Source organism: Vibrio sp. 378, from assembly GCF_033339435.1.
In genome coordinates, this window is sequence record NZ_JAWOUO010000004.1 from 352,638 (window position 1) to 371,019 (window position 18,382).

The following is an 18,382-nucleotide window of genomic DNA, read 5'->3' on the forward strand; positions in this document are numbered from 1 at the left end:
GTTCATCAACATGAAATTCAGCGAATCATGGCTTCGTGAGTGGGTAAACCCTGCGGTTACTACTGACGAGCTAACTCACCAAATTACAATGGCCGGTCTAGAGGTAGACGACGTTCTACCTGTTGCAGGGTCTTTTACTGGCGTTAAAGTCGGTCACGTTGTTGAATGTGGTCAACACCCAGATGCAGACAAACTGCGCGTAACTAAAGTTGACGTGGGTGAAGAAGAGCTTCTAGACATTGTTTGTGGCGCACCTAACTGTCGCCAAGGTCTGAAAGTAGCAGTAGCAACAGTTGGTGCTGTTCTTCCAGGTGATTTCAAAATCAAAAAAGCGAAACTACGTGGCCAGCCATCTCACGGCATGCTTTGTTCATTCACTGAACTAGGTATCGACGTTGAGTCAGACGGTATCATGGAACTAGCAGAAGACGCAGTAGTCGGTACTGATTTCCGTGAATTCCTAGGTCTAGACGACGTAACAGTAGACGTAGACTTAACAGCAAACCGCGCTGACTGTTTCAGCATTCGTGGTCTAGCTCGTGAAGTTGGCGTACTAAACCGTGCTGACGTGACTGAGCCATCAGTAGAAGCAGTTGCCCCTTCAATCGACGATAAAGTGTCTATCGAAGTGAAAGCTCCTGCTGCGTGTCCTCGTTACCTAGGTCGTGTTATTAAGAACGTAAACGTTCAAGCTGAAACACCACTATGGATGCAAGAGAAACTGCGTCGTTGTGGTATTCGCTCTATCGACCCTGTAGTAGACATCACTAACTACGTTCTTCTAGAGCAAGGCCAACCAATGCACGCATTCGATCTAGCGAAGATCGAAGGTGGCATCGTAGTTCGTATGGCTGAGCAAGGTGAGAAGCTAACGCTTCTTGACGGCAACGAAGCAGAACTAAACGCAGATACACTAGTAGTTGCTGACCACAACAAAGCACTTGCAATCGCAGGTATCTTTGGTGGTGAAGAGTCTGGTGTAACAACTGAGACTAAAGACGTTCTACTAGAGTGTGCATTCTTTGCACCTGACCACATCCGTGGCCGCGCACGTAGCTACGGTCTTCACACTGATTCTTCAATGCGTTTCGAGCGTGGTGTGGATTACGCACTACAAGTGAGCGCAATGGAGCGTGCAACTCAGCTTCTTGTTGAGATCTGTGGCGGTGAAGTAGCACCTGTTGTTGCAGTAGAGTCTGAAGCAGACCTACCTAAGCCAAACAAAGTTGCTCTACGTCGTACTAAGCTAGACAACCTGCTAGGTCACCACATTGCAGATAGCGACGTAGTAGAAATCCTAGAGCGTCTAGGTTTGACTGTTGAAGCTTCAGAAGAAGGTTGGATGGCAGTAGCGCCAACATGGCGTTTCGATATCGCTATCGAGCAAGACCTGATTGAAGAAGTTGGCCGTATCTACGGTTATGACAACATTCCTAACCAACACCCAGCAGCAGCACTTAAGATGCACAACCACGTTGAAGCGGATCTTCCACTGAAACGCGTTCGTGATCTTCTTGTTGACCGTGGTTACCACGAAGCAATTACATACAGCTTCGTTGAGCCTGAGCAACAAAAGCTAGTTGTACCTGGTGTTGAGCCTCTAGTGCTTCCAAACCCAATTTCTGCAGACATGTCAGCAATGCGTCTTGGTCTTATCCAAGGTCTGCTGAACACGGTTGTTCACAACCAGAAGCGTCAACAGCCACGCGTTCGTCTATTCGAATACGGCCTACGTTTCATCCCATGTGAAACTGCAGAAAACGGCATGCGCCAAGAGCCTATGCTTGCAGGTGTTATTGCTGGTACTCGCGGTGAAGAACATTGGGATATCGAAACTAACACGGTTGATTTCTTCGACCTTAAGGGCGATCTAGAAGCGATTCTAGAGCTATCTGCGAACGAAAAAGCGTACTCTTTCGCTGCACTGTCACCTGAAAGCAAAAAAGCTAACCCAGCACTTCACCCAGGTCAATCTGCGGCAATCATCGTAGATGGCAAAGAAGTGGGCGTGATCGGTACCGTTCACCCTGAGCTTGAGCGTAAGTTCGGTCTAAACGGTCGTACTATCGTATTCGAAATCGAATGGTCTGCAATTAACAGCAAAGTGATCCCAGAAGCGGTAGCACTTTCTAAATTCCCTTCAAACCGTCGTGATATCGCGGTAGTAGTGGATGAAGCTGTTGCATCTGGTGACATCGTTAACGCTTGTCTAGAGCAAGGTGGCGAGTTCCTTAAAGATGCGAAACTGTTCGACGTTTACGTAGGTAAAGGCGTTGAAGATGGTAAGAAGAGCCTAGCAATCGCTCTGACTCTACAGTCACTTGAGCGTACGCTTGAAGATGCAGATATCGCGGGTGCGGTTGACGCTATCGTTGCTCACGTTTCTGAGAAGTTTGGTGCGTCTCTACGTGACTAATCTCGCGTAACGCATCTTCTTAAGAAATGAAAACCCTGCCAGCTCGGCAGGGTTTTTTATTTTTAGGATTACCTTATCGTTGTTCAAGTTCCTTACTGCTCGCATCACCCCTCATTACTTTAAAATACTAGACCAAACTAGGGATGGCCCTTACCCGAGATTAGGAACGTATTGTTTTTCAGCTAATACACGCTAACGATAGCTTGTTGGCGGTTAGGCAGCGAGTGAGAGGGTATAGCTAAGCAGAAGAGGTAGCGTAAGAATGCTGAAAAAGTTGCCAAATAGTACCATTGACGCCACTTTCATGGGTTCTATATTCAGCCTTTCCGCAAATAGGTAATTCATGACGGCTGGCGGCAGCATTGTGAAGAGCACCATCATTTGCAATTGCATCGTTGGAAGGGGAATTAACCAATAAATAAGTGCAAAAGCGACAGCACCAGTTGCCAGTGACTGCACGGTACACAACACACCAATCTTTAAACCGTCCAACCTTAAATGACACATTTGTGCCCCCAGAGATAAAAGCATCACGGGTACGGCCGCTTGCCCAAGTAGAGCCGTGGCTTCGTATAAAGGCGCCCATGCACCCACATTTGACACGTTGAGAAACAGAGCCAACGACGCTGCTAAAAAGATTGGCATCTTGACTATTTGCTTAAAAGGGTTGCCATGACTAAGCAGCATTACGCCTAAGCTGATATGCAAGCATGCTGACACGACAAATAAAAGCACTGCTGACGACAGCGCAATTTCTCCAAACGTATAGGTAAACAAAGGAATAGCTAGATTTCCGCTATTGCGAAACATATGTGGTGGCGCCCAGGTTTTAAACGAGAGTGACGTCCATCGACATACCGGGATCATGAGTAGTGCGGGAATTAAAACCGCGACAATTGCCGCCAAAAGAAGCGGCCCCTGATTTGAATCGAGCGGCATGCTAACGAGTGACGAAAATACCAGTGCTGGCGTAAATACCTCAATATTAATGCGGTTTATTGGGCGAAAGTCAGGCTTGATGTAACGACCGACCAAATAGCCAACTCCGACAAGAGCAAAAACAGGGAAAAGAATATTTATGATTTGATTAATCATGGTCGCCTAGAAGCAGTGTAAGAAGCTAATGAGGAAATACACGAACTTCCACATTATCAATCTTTATATATGGCGTCATCGTTAAACAGCGAGAAGCGTGGGTTTAATCAAGCTTTCTAAGCACAGTTGCAAAGTACAGGTGGTCATACCTTTTAATCTAATTGTTACGTATCGAGTTACATACAAATCACTGAATTTACGACAAGTTCTATGTCAAGTGTCTGTTAAATAACCAATATCTGATATTTTTATTAAATAGTGTTTAATGTTGATATTTAAACTACTTTTAGTTTTATAATCTGGATGTTTTTCCTGATAAAGATGAAACAAAAACAAAAATATCAAATTTCTGGTGTTTAACAATAATTTACGTAGTGCTATTCCTTTTGTTCGCCAAGAAAAAAGTTGGCGAAAATCATAAGCTTGTCATACACTTCCTGATGTAACCCCGATATGTTGTTGAATTGGTAGGGTAAAACTGCTCTGGCGCTACACTAACGTAGCATTGTTTAACATAGCTTTGAGGAAAGTTTTATGGCGCTCACAAAAGCCGAACTGGCAGAAAACCTGTTTGATAAATTAGGATTTAGTAAGCGGGACGCCAAGGAAACGGTGGAAGTGTTCTTTGAAGAGATTCGTAAGGCACTGGAAAGTGGCGAACAGGTAAAACTGTCAGGTTTTGGTAACTTTGATCTTCGTGACAAGAATGAACGACCTGGTCGTAACCCGAAAACTGGTGAAGATATTCCAATTACTGCTCGACGTGTAGTGACTTTTCGCCCGGGTCAGAAGTTAAAAGCTCGTGTAGAAAACCTGAAGAAAGTACAGTAAGCCGAATAAATGGATCACGCTAAGGCGTGGTCTTTTTTTGCGTAAAATTCGTGTGCATACAAATGAAAACCACCGCAATGCGGTGGTTTTTCTGTTTATGAGAGACGCTTAATGATATCGGTTACGCCGCTTCTAGATGCGTTGTTAAGTATGGTTGCCATGCTTGTTGGTACATGTTCTTAGACTGTGTACGCATGTTGCGAATAGAGGCAAGCTCTATTTCGCTTAGCTCACGTTTTTCCAACATCGCTTGACGTTCTAGTTTCTGGATTTTTTCGTATAGGTCGTGTTCGGGACCGCTTTTTACATCTGCGATTGCTTTCAAGTGCAGTTGAACTTCGGCTACTAGGTTTGTTTTTGGTAAACGAACGAGCAAGTTCAAGTCTCTATATCCTGAAGGGCCAGGTTTTTTGAATCGATTTTTTACTTTCACAATCGTTGTTTCACGCTCTAACGTTTCATAAATGGAGACTAAACTCGCGACGTCTTCAGCTACAATCGTTGCACGTGCTAGGTCAGTAATACGTTCAACTTTCCCATCTAACTCTAAAGCTATCTTTTCTTCTGCTCGTTGTTTGGATTTCACGCCTGCGAAGTATGGCTGAGCATCATTAAGAAGTGCGGTACTTTTACAGATAGTTTCAAGTTCAAATTGCGCTTGGTGAGCTTTGCTGTAAAGAATGTCGAAGTCAGAATATGGCTGAGTTGGTGTGGTGTCGATTGACTGAATGCCATATAAACCGCTAAGGCTGTGTTTAAAAAGTTTCGAACAAACTTCGTTTTGGCTGGTTGAACGATTTTGTTCGCCACTAGGCGCAGGGGTAATTGGAAGTGCGGCAAATGCCGGTGCACGGCTAAGTACCAAAAGCATCAATGCTGTAGTACGAAGAAATAAGCTCATTCACTCTCCTTAACTTGCTTGTACTTAGAAAATAGGGAACATAAAGGTCGCTAAGTTCGGCAAATCAGGTACTAACTTATAAATGGGGCCATTACGAAAGATTCCAAGGTTTCAGTTTTATCTTGAAGTAGAATCGTGCGTTAGATCACCATTTCTCTTTTCTTTATTCTGATTATCAGATAGAGGCGCGTCTCCTATGAGACCGATTACATCCTATCACCGCAGTATTAACCAAAGATGAACGGCATAGACAAATTGAAAAAAAACGTTAGTCTTACCTCTCAAAATGAAAACAGCCGACAAGTAGAAAGTAAAATGAGAGACCAAGAATTTTGGCATAACAAATGGGCCAGCAATCAGATCGGATTTCACTTGGAAGATGTAAACCCGCTATTACCAGTATATTGGAAACACACTAATCCAAAGCGTGAAGATAAAGTGTTAGTTCCTTTATGTGGAAAGTCAGAAGACTTGATTTGGCTAGCGATGAAGCATGATTCGGTTGAAGGTGTTGAGCTAAGCCATATTGCTGTGCGTGCCTTTTTTGCTGAACATTTTTACACGCCAACGGTAACGCCTCTTAATGGCAAGCACGAGCTTTATCAATTTGATGAGCTCTCTATTTATACTGGGGACTTTTTCACTGCACCACTATCTCAAGCCGATATCATTTATGATCGCGCCGCGTTGGTTGCTTTACCGCAAGATATGCGAGAGGAGTATGTAGAGCGTCTCAAGCAACTGCTGAACCCAGGCGGTCGTATTTTGCTTGTTACACTCAACTATCCTCAAGAAGAGATGGCGGGGCCTCCATTTAGCGTGCCGGTCGAAGAGATTGAGCAGTTATTTTCAGGTTACAAAGTTACTTGTTTGAACGTAGATGAAGCTGACGAGAATCATCCTAAAATTGTGAAAAAAGGCTTAAGTCGCTTCTCTGAAGAAGTGTACTTAATCGAGAGTGAATAGGCTCTCTTCGGTTTGGAACACGAAATAGCGCAGCAATTTGAGCTGCGCTATTTTTGTATGAGTGGTTCGTATTTAATAAATGATATTCACTTTTGAAGCACTTTCAACAGCATCTTGAACGGCTTCTTCGGTGGTTTTTCGTCGCGTAAGGACAACACCTAAACGGCGGCGGCCATCGATTTCTGGCTTACCGAATAGACGAACTTGTGTTTGAGGTTGAGCTAAAGCTTTGCTTAGGTTTTCAAAGCGAATGTTTGTGGAAGTTCCTTGTCCAAGAATAACAGCAGACGCAGATGGGCCATATTGCACAATATTATTAATTGGCATTCCGGTAAACGCGCGCACGTGGAGAGCAAACTCAGACATTTCCTGCGAAATCATTGTAACCATACCCGTATCGTGAGGGCGAGGAGAGACCTCATTGAAAATGACTTTATCGCCTTTGACAAACAGCTCTACACCAAAGATGCCGTAGCCACCGAGCGCGTTTACCACTTTCTCAGCCGTGTATTCAGCTGCTTTTACTGCGTTTTCTGACATAGCTTGCGGTTGCCATGATTCGCGGTAGTCGCCATCTTCCTGACGATGACCAATTGGAGCACAGAAATGCACACCGTCAACGGCTCTGATGGTCAATAAAGTGATTTCGTAATCGAAGTCGATAAAACCTTCCACGATAACGCGACCTGCACCCGTACGTCCGCCTTCCTGAGCGTAATCCCATGCTTTTGTAACGTCGTCTTCGGTCTTGATAACACTTTGCCCTTTACCGGAAGAGCTCATCACTGGCTTCACCACGCACGGAATACCCACATGTTCAACCGCGGCTTTGAAGTCTTCAAAGTTATCTGCAAAACGATAAGGTGAAGTCGTCAATTCCAGTTCTTCTGCTGCCAAACGTCGGATACCTTCACGATTCATTGTTAGCCTGGTTGCCTTAGCGGTTGGAACAACATTCAGTCCTTTTTCTTCAAGCTCTACCAGTTTGCCGGTTGCGATGGCTTCAATTTCTGGTACGACGTAAGTAGGTTGTTCCTTCGTAATAACTTCTTCTAAGGCGTTCCCATCTAACATGTCGATAACATAACTACGGTGAGCGACTTGCATCGCTGGAGCATTGGCATAGCGATCACAAGCAATCACTTCTAAACCAAGTCTCTGGCATTCAATGGCGACTTCTTTACCGAGTTCGCCAGAGCCTAAAAGTAATACACGGGTAGCATTTGCGCTAGTTGCAGTGCCAAACATAGTGTTCCCTTACAAAATAGAGTGATGAGACAGAAATTGCAGGAGATCATACTGAAGTTTTATGACAAAGCAAACGTTTGCTTTTGGTTTTTAGGTAATAAAAAAGCTCTACATGTTGTAGAGCTTTTTGTTGAATTTGTCGTTTATACGTTGACAAAACTAAGCGGAATATCTGGATTCAACGCTTCCAACGTTGATTGCGTATCGGCTAAATGACTGATCTTACCTTCTGAGTTCTCTACCAATGCAGCGGCTTTGATGCTGTCAAAGGTTTCACCCGCAAGTAAAACTTGGATTAGCGCAACTTGTAGCGGTGGCAAGCTAGGATTAAACGCTGCATTTTCTGCATAAGCGCCTTGGAATACACGACCGCTAGTCATCTCTAATGCTAAACCACTCAAGTTGTTGGTGTATGGAGAGTGGCTCATGTTCATCGCTTCAACTGCAGTTTGGATGAGTGCGTCTTCATCATCACATGAGAATTGGTGTTTAACTTCTGCCATTAAGCCGGACTCGATACCGAGATCATTTGGTCCAAAGGCTTCAGGCAGGTATTCATGAAGTGACTTTTCTTCGCGTTCTGGGAGCTGGATTTTAAGCTCGTTTGCGGTAGATAACTCATTCATGAACTGGCGGCAGTGACCACATGGGCTGAAGTTGATAGTGATATCCTTAACACCACGTTCGCCTTTCATCCAAGCATGGCTAATCGCAGACTGCTCTGCGTGAACCGTTTGACCCAACTGTACACCAAAGAATTCCATGTTGGCACCGAAGTAAAGGCGACCTGAAAGACCACGAACGATAGCGCCGACATAAAAGTCAGAAAGGGGAGCATAGGAGTACGCTGCGGCAAAAGGAAGTAGCGCAACACGAAGCTCTTTGTCTGATAGACCGGTAGCTGAAAGCAACTGCTCAAATTGTTGAACTGAAAGCGTAGCATCAAAATCATCAGCTTGGATGATAGGAGCAAGTTGTTTGGAAAGTGCTTCTGGAGCGCCTGCTAGCGCCTGTTCAATGCGACTTTTCATGTTGAATCCTTGTTATTGCATGGACAGTTATTCTATGTGAAAGATAGAAATGTTCCGTGCGTTAGATCACGATAAATAATGCAATTGATAATTCTGTTACATAATTAGAGTGAGCTCACACATGTATTCGATTGCACAGGTGTGAAGCGTTATCTCCGTCTCACAATTAACCATATCAGTATATATTCATATGACCAAGGAGCAGGAGTATGTTACTAACGCGACTTTTACCGCTACGCTACTTTATACCTACGTAATCTAGAGCGAGTGGTAGCACCTAGAATGCTCATGCTATGAATGTATATCTCAGTCAAGTCCCTTCACGATATTACTGGGTGAGTTTGATAGATAAGATAGGGTTTTGAAAAGGGATAAGTAAGAAACGGAAAGGCTACGGCCTGCCGGAAGGAGGGCAGACCGAGAGCGCTTAACTATTGATATAGCCAGACCGCCAAAGCAAAAAAACTTGGAGCCAAAATAGAAGTTATGATCCCACATAAAACCAATGCGAGTGATGAGAACGCGGCATCTATGGGCTGTTTCTCTGCACAAGTAGCGGTGCCTAAGGCATGAGAGACTGTACCCATTGTCAGACCACGTGCAATCGGGTGTTTAATTCCAATTAAGTTGTAAATTGGGTATGCCAAAATCGCGCCCAATAAACCAACAATCAGAACCAAGATCGCCGCAACGGCAGCTTCACCACCGAGGTGACTCGAAATTTCCATTGCTATTGGCGTAGTGACGGATTTACCCACTAGACTTGCGATTAAACTGATATCTGCTTTGAAAGCGACTGCGATCAAGGTGGTTGTCATCATCGACATCACACTGCCTACTGTGCAAGCAAAAGTGATGATTCGCCAGTTTGCTTTAATCTGTGGTAGTTGTTCATATAGCGGGTAAGCCAGAGCAACTACGGCTGGTTGAAGTAAAAAACTGATCCCTTCGTTATCCGCATAATACGTTTCAAACGGTACATTTAAGTAAGTAAGCAAAGGAATGAGCACTGCAATACTGATCAGCAAAGGATTTGCTAGAGGATTATTCACTTTGATTGCGATTTGGCGCGCGACAAGAAAAACCGCAATGGTAACAACTAACCACATATCAGTGCTTCTCCTTTAGCAAGTAGTCCAGCAGCCAAGCGAGGCTGACTAGTACAATGAGTGAGCCTCCAACTGCGCTAGCAATGATAGGGAGGGCATTAGCGAGTAGCATATCGAAATGTTGCATTAATCCCACGCTAATAGGAACGAACAACAAAATCATGTAGCGGATAAATAGCGTGGCGCCCGGTTTGACCCAATCGACCTTTACAAGCCCAAGAGTCATAGAGAAAAACAGTACGAGCATACCGATGACACTTCCTGGGACGGAAACGCCAGTGAACTTTTGAATGGTAATTCCGATGCCAAGTGCCCCCATGATGAGGAAGATTGAAATGAGCAGTTGGATCAGTTGTAAGAATCGTTCTTTAATCATTTTGACAGTATATAAACAACAAGCACACCATAAGGTGCGCTTGTATTAGGAGGAGTTAAGAAGCTAAGCTCTCTACATAACGGTACACGGATTTTAATATCGCAATCTTCTTTTCGTCACTTTCATGTTCGTGAACTAAGTTTTCTAAATTCAGCATGTACTCTTCAATTTGGCTTTCAAACACTTCTCGACAGTGTAATGCCCAGCGTCTTTGTTCTTGCTCGTTTAATGTGCCTGGGAAGTTACGCGCACGATAGCGGAACAATAGAGGTTTAATGCGCTTGTCATCAAATTCAATGTCTAATGCAGCAAGATTATTCGGATCGGTTTCGCGAATGATATCCATAGCTGCGCGATCGGCTGGAGAAAAGAACCCGTCGTAAAGTTGTGTATCGACGTCATCACTTTTATCGAATTTGCGCTCGACTGAAAAGAGGCTAATCAGCTTTTCTCTAATTTCAGGATGTTGGCGCAACAAAGCGAGATTGGCGAGACATTGTTGGCGATCAATGCCAATAGACTCTGCATTTTCAGCCGTTAACGTTTTTGCAGGGGCGAGAATAGGGCATTTGTTCAAATGAACTAGTTTAACTGGCACTGGTAGCAATTCACCAAGATCTTCGCGCTTCGTGTAGAGTCTTTCGTGCAGCTCTTCTGCGGATAGCTCAAGAATAGGTTGAGGGTCTTTCGCTAAATCGATGGTGATAACGGCGTTATTATTGGTTGGATGCCAAGCAACAGGCACAATCCAGCTAGTGTACTGGCATTCGCGCCCTAGCATGCCTGAAACGTGCATCAACGGTGTCATGTTGACGATGTCGACTAAATCATTGAGCTTGCGCTTTTGGCGCATAGAAAAAAAGTAATCAAACAATTTTGGTTGCGCTGCTTTTACTTTCTTTGCCATTTCGATAGTCGCAACCACATCTGCCATGGCATCGTGCGCGTTACTATGTTCTATGCCGTTAGCCACAGACAAGTGTTCTAATTTAAAGCTAGTGAAGCCATCTTCGTTTTCTGGCCATTCTACGCCTTCTGGGCGAAGGGCATGGCACGCGCGTAGTACATCGAGTAAATCCCAACGTGAGTTACCGTTTTGCCAACTCCATGCGTATGGATCGATAAAGTTGCGATAACAAGTATAACGGGTCACTTCGTCATCAAAGCGAATGCTGTTGTAGCCTAAACTGGTAGTATTGGGTTTCGCGAGTTCAGCGTGAATCTTAGCGATAAACTCTGGCTCAGAAAGGCCTTCTTGAACCGTTTTTTGCGGAGTAATACCAGTAATAAGTGCAGCTTCAGGAGACGGAAGATAATCAGCAGGTGGCTGGCAGTACATGACTAAAGGCTCGCCGATGATATTAAAGTTTTCATCTGTACGAACACCAGCAAACTGGCTTGGGCGATCTTTCGCGGGGTTGGTTCCCCATGTCTCATAATCAAAGAAGAAGAATGTAGGCTGTTCGGTATTATTCATGGATGTCTTTTTCTGTTCGTTGTTCTTCAAAACTAGCCTTGTATATCAGTCGATTAGCAGTGTTCTATGTGCTATCTTTTCGTTAGGTTTTAATTGTTTTTACGCGTTTTACATTTGCACTTGCGTCTAAAAATGTGTCCAAATTTTGTAAGTGCTGCGTCCTAATTTAAGGTAGACAACTTGAGCATTACAGACAAGCAGCTAAAAGCTATTGCAAAACTAAGCGAATATAGCGGCCCGGCAGAACTGAATGACGGCGAAGGACTAATAGCGAAGATATCACCCAAAGCAAACATCACGTTCCAATACCGTTGCAGGTTTAATGGTAAAAACAAACGCATTCGTATAGGCAAGTATCCGATAACCACCCTCAAGAATGCAAGGCAAATCCATAAAAGGATGCTTGAACTTAAAGAAGAGGGAAGAAACCCAGAGATAGCCCTTACTGGTGAGACGGATTTTGTTACTCTGAAGGACTGTCTCGACTACTGGTTTGAGCACAAAGTCTCGACTCAGAAAGAGGGGACGCAGGTGCTTTATCGCTCGGTGGCAAACAACTACTTTTACAATGCCTTTCCTGATGTCGACGTAGAGAAGATCACCGCGCGGGAATGGATGCGTTGGTTCGATGACATCGCCAAGAAGAATCCGAAGACGGCTAACTCTGCATTTTCTAAAATGCGCGCCTGTCTTAACTTCTGTAAATCTAAGTTCCTTATCGATGGGACGCACTTTGAGAAAATCAGACAGCAAGATGTTGGTGAGTCACCAAGTGCCGGTGACCGAGTTCTATCACTTCCTGAACTTGCCAAAGTTTGGATCGCGATTGAGCGCAGCAAAGCAGGAACATCGACCAAGAACCTACACTTAATAACAATGTTATGGGGTAACCGACTATCAGAGCTTCGCTTGGCCAAGCGTGAACACTTCGACATGGTCAACGACATTTGGACGGTACCACCAGAACTCAGCAAAATGGGTAACACCATTCGCAGACCCATCCCAAAACACATCAAGCCGATGCTGGAAAGGTTGATGAACATCTATGATGAATACCTTTTCCCTGGCGCATCCCTTCATAAGCCTATCTGTATATCCGCAGCAAACCGTTACATAAGAAGGTTACGTGATAACCTGAACCTTCCTCACTGGCGTACCCACGATTTTAGACGCAGTATCTCTACCACCTGTTCAGAACTCGGCACCATGCCACACGTTACAGAAAAAATGCTCGGGCATGAGCTGGTCGGCGTAATGGCAATCTACAACAAGCATGACTGGCTATCAGACCAAAAAGAAGCATACGAAAAGTTCGCAGATGCTTTGTTTGCGCAAGTACAAAAAGAACTGGAGCATGAAAAAGTAGCCGTGAATTTGTATACGAGTTGCTGACCAATTAGTGTCATAGCTCACTAACTCGCCGATCAACTTTTGAACCTACTAATGAAAGTTGGCAAGATAATGGAAGAAAGGACGGCTTTAAGCCTCCTAATAAGCGTTAGCCCTCCTCGGAAGAAGTACGAATATGAGAAAAAGTTTATCTAAAAAAATTCGATTTGAGGTATTTAAACGTGATTCTTTCGCGTGCCAATACTGCGGCAGCAAAGCTCCAGATGTCCTTCTCGAAGTAGACCATATTAAGCCAGTCTCGATAGGAGGGACGAATGATTTACTTAATTTGATAACGTCTTGTTTTGATTGTAACCGGGGTAAGTCAAATAGAGAGTTATGTGATAATGCAGTGCTTGAAAAGCAAAGAGACCAGTTAGAGGCGTTACAAGAGCGTAAAGAGCAAATTGAAATGATGTTCAATTGGCAAAAAGGTTTACTCGAGCTCGATAGCGAAGTAATAACTCAACTTGCTGATTATTGGGGTGAGTTAGTGCCGGGGTATCATCTAAATGAAAATGGGCATAAGTCACTGAAGAAATTAAACAACAGATTTGAAATATCAGAGATCATGCAAGCAATGAAATTGGCTACCGACCAATATCTCGAATACGATTCAGAGGGTGTAGTCCATGATTCAGTCGAGGAAGCTTGGTCGAAAGTTCCGGGTATTTGCTCAAACAAACGCATGAAAAGAGAAAATCCTGACTTAAATCGCCTGTACTACATACGCGGAATATTGAGAAATAGAGTTTCATATTGTAACGATGCAAAAGCAATTCAGCTTCTAAAAGAGGCTGTAGAGTATGGCGCTAAAATTGAATCTTTAGAAGAACTTACAAAAGATGTTCGTAACTGGACACAGTGGAGAAGTGCTCTGGAGAGCTTTATAGATGAGCAACAAGCCTTGAGTTCAGAGGGCTAACGAACTGTTCAAGAGGGATTCGCAACGCGTGGCATTTTCACCATGCGTTGGTTTAAGTGATTCAGGTGGTATGAGGCGGCTTTTGTATTGCGTAGCTCAACCCTTAACAGAGCGTTATATGAATCGCGTACTACAAATCAGTTTTGATTTCCAACCAGATTACAGAGGTAAATATGAACCTAAGCCAAATTAAAACTTTGCTCTCAAAAGGAGAGATAAAATCCCACGAAGTGAATCCAATTATTGATTCCTTGACTGTGGCTGATTTGGGTAAGCTGTCAGATTGGGAGCTTATCACTTTAAAAGAGCTCTTAAATAACATTCTTCTACTCGTAAACGACCCTAATTCTGGTGCATACTTGAATAGTCAAGAAAAAGCAGAACTGTTATTTTCGTCTATTAAATAGCTTGAGAAATTAAATTTACATAACAAGCGATTAAGAGGGATTTAGCACGCGTGGAGTCTTGTGTTTAAGGTGTTTTTCAGAAGCTCATGTATTGCTTGCCTGCCCTTTTTAACGGAGTGTTAAGCTTAACGGAGTATCAATATGTTGTTTACAGACAAATACAGCCGAATTATCGAAATTGACACGGAAAGCTACGAACCAGATATTGTCGCAAAACACAATAATATTGAAGTTGGTAGGGTTCAGTTTGACTGCGATGAGCGAGGAATGAAACTGCACCATATGAATGTGAACACGGATTATAGAAGAGCTGGGATTGCAACAGAAATGATACGCCGAGGTGCTGAAATCTATGGTAATGACTTTGCGAAACCTAGCTTTCTAGCATACGGTGGGGAATGTCATGAATACTACACTCAGGATGGTGCAGCCTTGATTAGGCATTGTCTCGAGGAGAATATTTTGGTTGATACTGAGCGTTGTGATGAATTCTAGCCGGTCTTCAGAGTAAAAATTTAACAAACGATTCAAGACGGATTCGCAACGCGTGGCATTATTATTATTTGTTGCTCACACCTTAACAGAGTGTTAGCTTAATAAATTAGATCATGGAGATAGAGGTGTTTAAAGATTACCTTGAGTATTTGCATCAGGACAAACCAGACGCTCTTTGGCATTACACATCATTTGATGCAATTAATAACATTGTAAAAGGGAGTGGAAAACTATCTTTTTGGGTTAGTGAAATTAATTTTCTCAATGATCATCAGGAGTTCTTTCATGGGTTTAAAGTACTCAAAGAGGTTTTTAATCGGTTGAAAGATGAAAATAAAGGGAACCCTTTAATCCTACAACGTTTAGGTAGTTTAGAACCCTTTTTCCAATTCACTGAAGCAATTGGAACAAACTTATCCTTCGCGCAGGACGCAGGAGTATTTGTTCTTTCATTGACAAGTCAGAAAGATCTATTGAGTCAATGGAGAGCTTATACACCTAATGGGCATGGTGTCTCCATTGGCATTTCGCCAAACTTTGAATCAGAACTTAATACTAAGAGCCTTCTTTACCCTGTTATATATGATGATGAATTTAAACATGATTACGCTATAGGTTTGTTAAAAGACTATATCAATAAGCCTACGCCCCCTATCGGTGATAATAAATCCGCAATCTCAGACTTTATTTCGAAGGCTAAGGTTGCATGTACATTAATGAAAGACGTAGGCTTTAAGGAAGAGTGTGAGTGGCGATACGTTGTCCATGGGCAAGAGCATGAAAATATTCACTTGCGTAGTTCTGATTATTTCTTAATTCCTTATGTTCGCTTAAACGTTAATAGCAGTTGTGTAAAAGAACTGATCATTGGACCAAACCCTCACTCGGAATTAGCTCAAAAATCGTTAGAGTTGCTGCTTGCTAAGTCTAATCTGTCGGCGGTGCAAGTAAGGAAAACACCGATACCTTATCGTGGTAATTAAGCTAGCAAGCTGTTCAGGAGTACTTCGCAATGCTTGGCATTTTTCATTCCATCGTTGAGTTTAGTGTTTACGGTGGTTAGGTTAGGTTTTGTGTTAGCGTTGCTCACACCTTAATGCGGCTAAATGCTCAGTGGTAAACATAGAATATGTTTAATGATAAATATCTAGTTGATCGTAAATTCCCTACGATCTTTGATGATGCCTTATCTTTTGCAGAAATGGCTAAAAATTTAAATGAAGACGAAGATTTCGATGTAGAGGGGCGATTAGCGAGAGCATCTATTCTTAACGCATCTCTGCTACCTGAAGTTGTATCTAACTGCCTCATTGAGAAATTGTACTTGCCTAAGTCGATCTTTAAGACTATCGACAGACTAGACCCTCTTGGAAAATTTGATTATTTTCTGTGGTCTCATAATGGTACGTCTTTAGATAAAGGAACCCGTGAAGTTCAATTGATCTCAGAGCTACAAAGTATTAGAAACTCAGTTGTCCATCCCAAAGCAAAGAAAACGGAGTGGGTTCAGGTTGATGAAAGAACGCGTGAGGCTGATTTTGGCATGACTTCACGTTTAAAGATTCCTCAATCTAGCGATGATTGGATCTATGATGACGCAGTAAAAGTTATACGTGTAACGATGGAATTTTTGGATTATGTACTTCGAATTAAGTGTGGTTTTGACTCTCAAGAAGTACTGCACCTCTTATTAAATAGAGGTGAGGATTTAGAGGGGAAAAATGTTTACTATTCAGTCTCTTATGAGTGGATTCAATTGCATAAACTATGGTCTTTAAAAATGGATTTTATGGGTATGGTACTACAACCAGAAGATCGCATTTAACAAATTGTTTAAGAGTGATTCTCAACGCTTTGCATTTTTAGTTCAAGGTTGGGTTTTGCGTTTGTGGCGCGATGGCTTAGGCTTGGTGGTAGCTTTGCTCACACATTAACTTATCGGAGGTAGTATGTCGCGAAAACGAGGAATAGTTTTTTGTCCTCATTTTGAGAATCTTGATGGCGATGCGTACATACCCCACGTTCAGTTACGTAAGGAACAGATGCAAAATTTCTGTCTTTATTGGGACTATATTGTACAACCCATTAGTGGCCAGCTTCCACGATGGAAAAGAACTGTTGATGAGTTAGTTTTGGAAGAAGCAGGAATATTGCTCAAGGACTACCAAGATACACCTTTTTCCAGAAACCTCTTTACTAAAGAATCTACCTATAGCTTAAAATCAGAAGGTGCTAAAAATTGGGTGAATACATTTTTAGACTTTCAAGCGCAGTCACTTAAGAAAAGTGCAGTAAACAAGCCAGACGTAATATGGGTACCGCAGCAATCATACCGAGAGTTTGTAGCTAGAACTACAGATGCTATCGATGAGCACTGTGTACAAGTTGCGCTGTACAATAAACTTCCTGTTCCTGCCGAAAATATTTCTTTAAAAAAAATAGTTGCATTTAAATATGATCACTCAGATATGTTAAATGAGTTTCGAAACGCTATGGATCAAGTAACGCTTCAGGTTTCTCTCCCTAGTGGTTTTAGTGAAACAGCATTAAACTTGGCGATCTCAGACTTGGAAAAAGTAACGAATGAAATTACCGCTTTGTCTAGGAGCAGGTTTGGTCGTTCAATTAAATTCACAGATCTAAGAGTTAATATCGGTTCTCAAAGCTTAGCAACGCTTTTTAGTGAGTTTGTTAAAGGAGCATCTTTGAGTGGTAGCGCATCCTTAAGTCCACTCGTAGCAATCTTCGGCGGGTTAGCGTGTTCTGCTGCAAGTATGGTTCAACTAAAACCAATAAAAAGTAAGAAGTTAAAAGTAATTCCTGCAGAGCAACTTGAGTTTAGCTATTTAACGGAAGCTATTACTAAGGGAATTGCGCGACATATATAACAAATCATTACAGAATTATTCCCAACGCCAAAGTAATTTAGGGTAAAACACCCTAAACCCCAGCCTTAAACCCGCCTTCATGCTCAACCCATTCCATCACCGCTGCACGTATCCAACGCAGCGGTGATTTGCTAATTGGCTCTGGGAAGTTGCGGTTCTTGCGCCATGCAATGATGGTGGTTCGCTTCTTATTGAAGAAATCTAACACCTCTTGATGACACATGATCTTGTTTGAAGATTCTGGGTAACGCTCGGAATCATAAACAGGCTTTTCTGTAGGCTTCGCTGACTCACGGACGAAAGCTGGAGCAGAGTAGGTGAAGTTCATCGGTGATTGATTGAAGTCAGAATAGTTCATTACACAAATTCCTAAATTGGGTTGGGGTGAATACCCGCAATCAGCCTAAATCCTTGATATAGGTGGTCAGCCGGATATATACTGATTGCGAGGCGTAAGTCTCATTGCACAAAGAACGCCCCTGTTGGTTTGGTCACCGATAGGGGTTTTCTCTTTCTAGTGGGGTAGCGTTCTCGCTTCCACTGCGGCTTGCAGGCTAACCAGCTGGCTGAATAGCTCTTGCGCCTTTTCAAAATCTTCTTCGTTTACGTGAATCTCTAGCCCTTTAAAGTCTTCGGCTCCTTCAAAGATGGAAGTCGCAGCGATACGGAGCGGATCATCCTTACTTAGCTCAGCTGTCACTTCTTCAAACTGATGGCTGCATACATTGAGTAGTTGCAGGTTGTTCAGCAGTTGATGGGTTTGGTCTAACGTCATTGTTTTCATCATTAAGCTCTCATTGCACAAAGTTCTCGGGAAACCGATTGGTC

The 18,382-nt window shown here is 43.0% G+C and carries 19 protein-coding genes; 10 read left to right on the plus strand and 9 right to left on the minus strand.

All coding sequences use genetic code 11. From position 1 onward, the window contains the following. Nucleotides 1-10 precede the first annotated feature (10 nt). Nucleotides 11-2,416, plus strand: coding sequence for a phenylalanine--tRNA ligase subunit beta (gene pheT, locus R7Q48_RS10345; RefSeq protein WP_005385469.1), 2,406 nt, complete (start codon nt 11-13; stop codon nt 2,414-2,416). A gap of 213 nt (nt 2,417-2,629) precedes the next feature. Here the strand turns inward: pheT and R7Q48_RS10350 are convergent, their stop codons facing one another. Beyond that, nucleotides 2,630-3,511, minus strand: a complete 882-nt coding sequence (locus tag R7Q48_RS10350) for an AEC family transporter (protein ID WP_005377901.1) — start codon at nt 3,509-3,511, stop codon at nt 2,630-2,632. Between the two features lie 534 nt (nt 3,512-4,045). On the opposite strand from R7Q48_RS10350, the gene ihfA reads away from it, so the two are divergent. After that, a complete protein-coding gene (gene ihfA / locus R7Q48_RS10355; protein WP_005377899.1) occupies nt 4,046-4,342 on the plus strand; it encodes an integration host factor subunit alpha in 297 nt (98 codons plus the stop codon). Nucleotides 4,343-4,463: 121 nt separating this feature from the next. Here the strand turns inward: ihfA and R7Q48_RS10360 are convergent, their stop codons facing one another. After that, entirely contained in the window at nt 4,464-5,243 is a 780-nt protein-coding gene (locus tag R7Q48_RS10360; RefSeq protein ID WP_213969510.1) for a phosphoribosylglycinamide formyltransferase, read from the minus strand. A 315-nt stretch (nt 5,244-5,558) separates the two neighbouring features. Here R7Q48_RS10360 and R7Q48_RS10365 point away from each other — a divergent pair, with 315 nt between their 5' ends. After that, nucleotides 5,559-6,209 carry a thiopurine S-methyltransferase gene (locus tag R7Q48_RS10365; RefSeq protein ID WP_154204661.1) on the plus strand — a complete coding sequence of 217 codons (651 nt, stop codon included), beginning with the start codon at nt 5,559-5,561 and terminating at the stop codon, nt 6,207-6,209. Nucleotides 6,210-6,281: 72 nt separating this feature from the next. Here the strand turns inward: R7Q48_RS10365 and purT are convergent, their stop codons facing one another. From purT to sbcB, 5 genes are all read right to left on the minus strand, one after another. Beyond that, nucleotides 6,282-7,457, minus strand: coding sequence for a formate-dependent phosphoribosylglycinamide formyltransferase (purT, locus tag R7Q48_RS10370; RefSeq protein ID WP_021033842.1), 1,176 nt, complete (start codon nt 7,455-7,457; stop codon nt 6,282-6,284). Nucleotides 7,458-7,600: 143 nt separating this feature from the next. After that, nucleotides 7,601-8,488: a cytidine deaminase gene (gene cdd / locus R7Q48_RS10375; RefSeq protein ID WP_206959126.1), complete on the minus strand. Its 888-nt coding sequence runs from the start codon at nt 8,486-8,488 to the stop codon at nt 7,601-7,603. 431 nt (nt 8,489-8,919) lie between these two features. Then, nucleotides 8,920-9,597 (minus strand): LrgB family protein, encoded by a 678-nt coding sequence (locus tag R7Q48_RS10380; RefSeq protein ID WP_005377888.1) that lies wholly within the window; start codon nt 9,595-9,597, stop codon nt 8,920-8,922. Nucleotide 9,598: 1 nt separating this feature from the next. Continuing rightward, the gene (locus R7Q48_RS10385; protein WP_005397786.1) at nt 9,599-9,973 is read right to left on the minus strand and encodes a CidA/LrgA family protein; all 375 of its coding nucleotides are present in this window, start codon (nt 9,971-9,973) and stop codon (nt 9,599-9,601) included. 55 nt (nt 9,974-10,028) lie between these two features. Further along, nucleotides 10,029-11,450 (minus strand): exodeoxyribonuclease I, encoded by a 1,422-nt coding sequence (gene sbcB / locus R7Q48_RS10390; RefSeq protein WP_206959128.1) that lies wholly within the window; start codon nt 11,448-11,450, stop codon nt 10,029-10,031. A gap of 180 nt (nt 11,451-11,630) precedes the next feature. Here sbcB and R7Q48_RS10395 point away from each other — a divergent pair, with 180 nt between their 5' ends. The 7 genes from R7Q48_RS10395 to R7Q48_RS10425 all read left to right on the plus strand — a co-directional run bounded on the left by R7Q48_RS10395 (nt 11,631) and on the right by R7Q48_RS10425 (nt 17,554). After that, complete coding sequence (locus R7Q48_RS10395) at nt 11,631-12,842, plus strand: tyrosine-type recombinase/integrase (RefSeq protein WP_262682483.1); 1,212 nt, start codon at nt 11,631-11,633, stop codon at nt 12,840-12,842. Nucleotides 12,843-12,975: 133 nt separating this feature from the next. Then, complete coding sequence (locus R7Q48_RS10400) at nt 12,976-13,764, plus strand: HNH endonuclease (RefSeq protein ID WP_262682486.1); 789 nt, start codon at nt 12,976-12,978, stop codon at nt 13,762-13,764. 173 nt (nt 13,765-13,937) lie between these two features. Next, nucleotides 13,938-14,171: a hypothetical protein gene (locus R7Q48_RS10405; RefSeq protein WP_262682488.1), complete on the plus strand. Its 234-nt coding sequence runs from the start codon at nt 13,938-13,940 to the stop codon at nt 14,169-14,171. A 141-nt stretch (nt 14,172-14,312) separates the two neighbouring features. Beyond that, on the plus strand, nt 14,313-14,666 hold the full coding sequence (locus tag R7Q48_RS10410) for a GNAT family N-acetyltransferase (RefSeq protein WP_262682490.1): 354 nt from the start codon (nt 14,313-14,315) through the stop codon (nt 14,664-14,666). 125 nt (nt 14,667-14,791) lie between these two features. After that, nucleotides 14,792-15,649, plus strand: coding sequence for a DUF2971 domain-containing protein (locus tag R7Q48_RS10415; RefSeq protein WP_262682492.1), 858 nt, complete (start codon nt 14,792-14,794; stop codon nt 15,647-15,649). A 146-nt stretch (nt 15,650-15,795) separates the two neighbouring features. Then, nucleotides 15,796-16,491, plus strand: coding sequence for a hypothetical protein (locus R7Q48_RS10420; RefSeq protein WP_262682493.1), 696 nt, complete (start codon nt 15,796-15,798; stop codon nt 16,489-16,491). Nucleotides 16,492-16,615: 124 nt separating this feature from the next. Then, nucleotides 16,616-17,554 carry a DUF6236 family protein gene (locus R7Q48_RS10425; RefSeq protein ID WP_262682495.1) on the plus strand — a complete coding sequence of 313 codons (939 nt, stop codon included), beginning with the start codon at nt 16,616-16,618 and terminating at the stop codon, nt 17,552-17,554. A 52-nt stretch (nt 17,555-17,606) separates the two neighbouring features. Here R7Q48_RS10425 and R7Q48_RS10430 read toward each other — a convergent pair whose 3' ends face one another. Both R7Q48_RS10430 and R7Q48_RS10435 read right to left on the minus strand, forming a co-directional pair. After that, the gene (locus tag R7Q48_RS10430; protein ID WP_262682496.1) at nt 17,607-17,912 is read right to left on the minus strand and encodes a helix-turn-helix transcriptional regulator; all 306 of its coding nucleotides are present in this window, start codon (nt 17,910-17,912) and stop codon (nt 17,607-17,609) included. A gap of 156 nt (nt 17,913-18,068) precedes the next feature. Continuing rightward, nucleotides 18,069-18,341: a hypothetical protein gene (locus R7Q48_RS10435; RefSeq protein ID WP_025766807.1), complete on the minus strand. Its 273-nt coding sequence runs from the start codon at nt 18,339-18,341 to the stop codon at nt 18,069-18,071. Nucleotides 18,342-18,382: the final 41 nt, after the last annotated feature.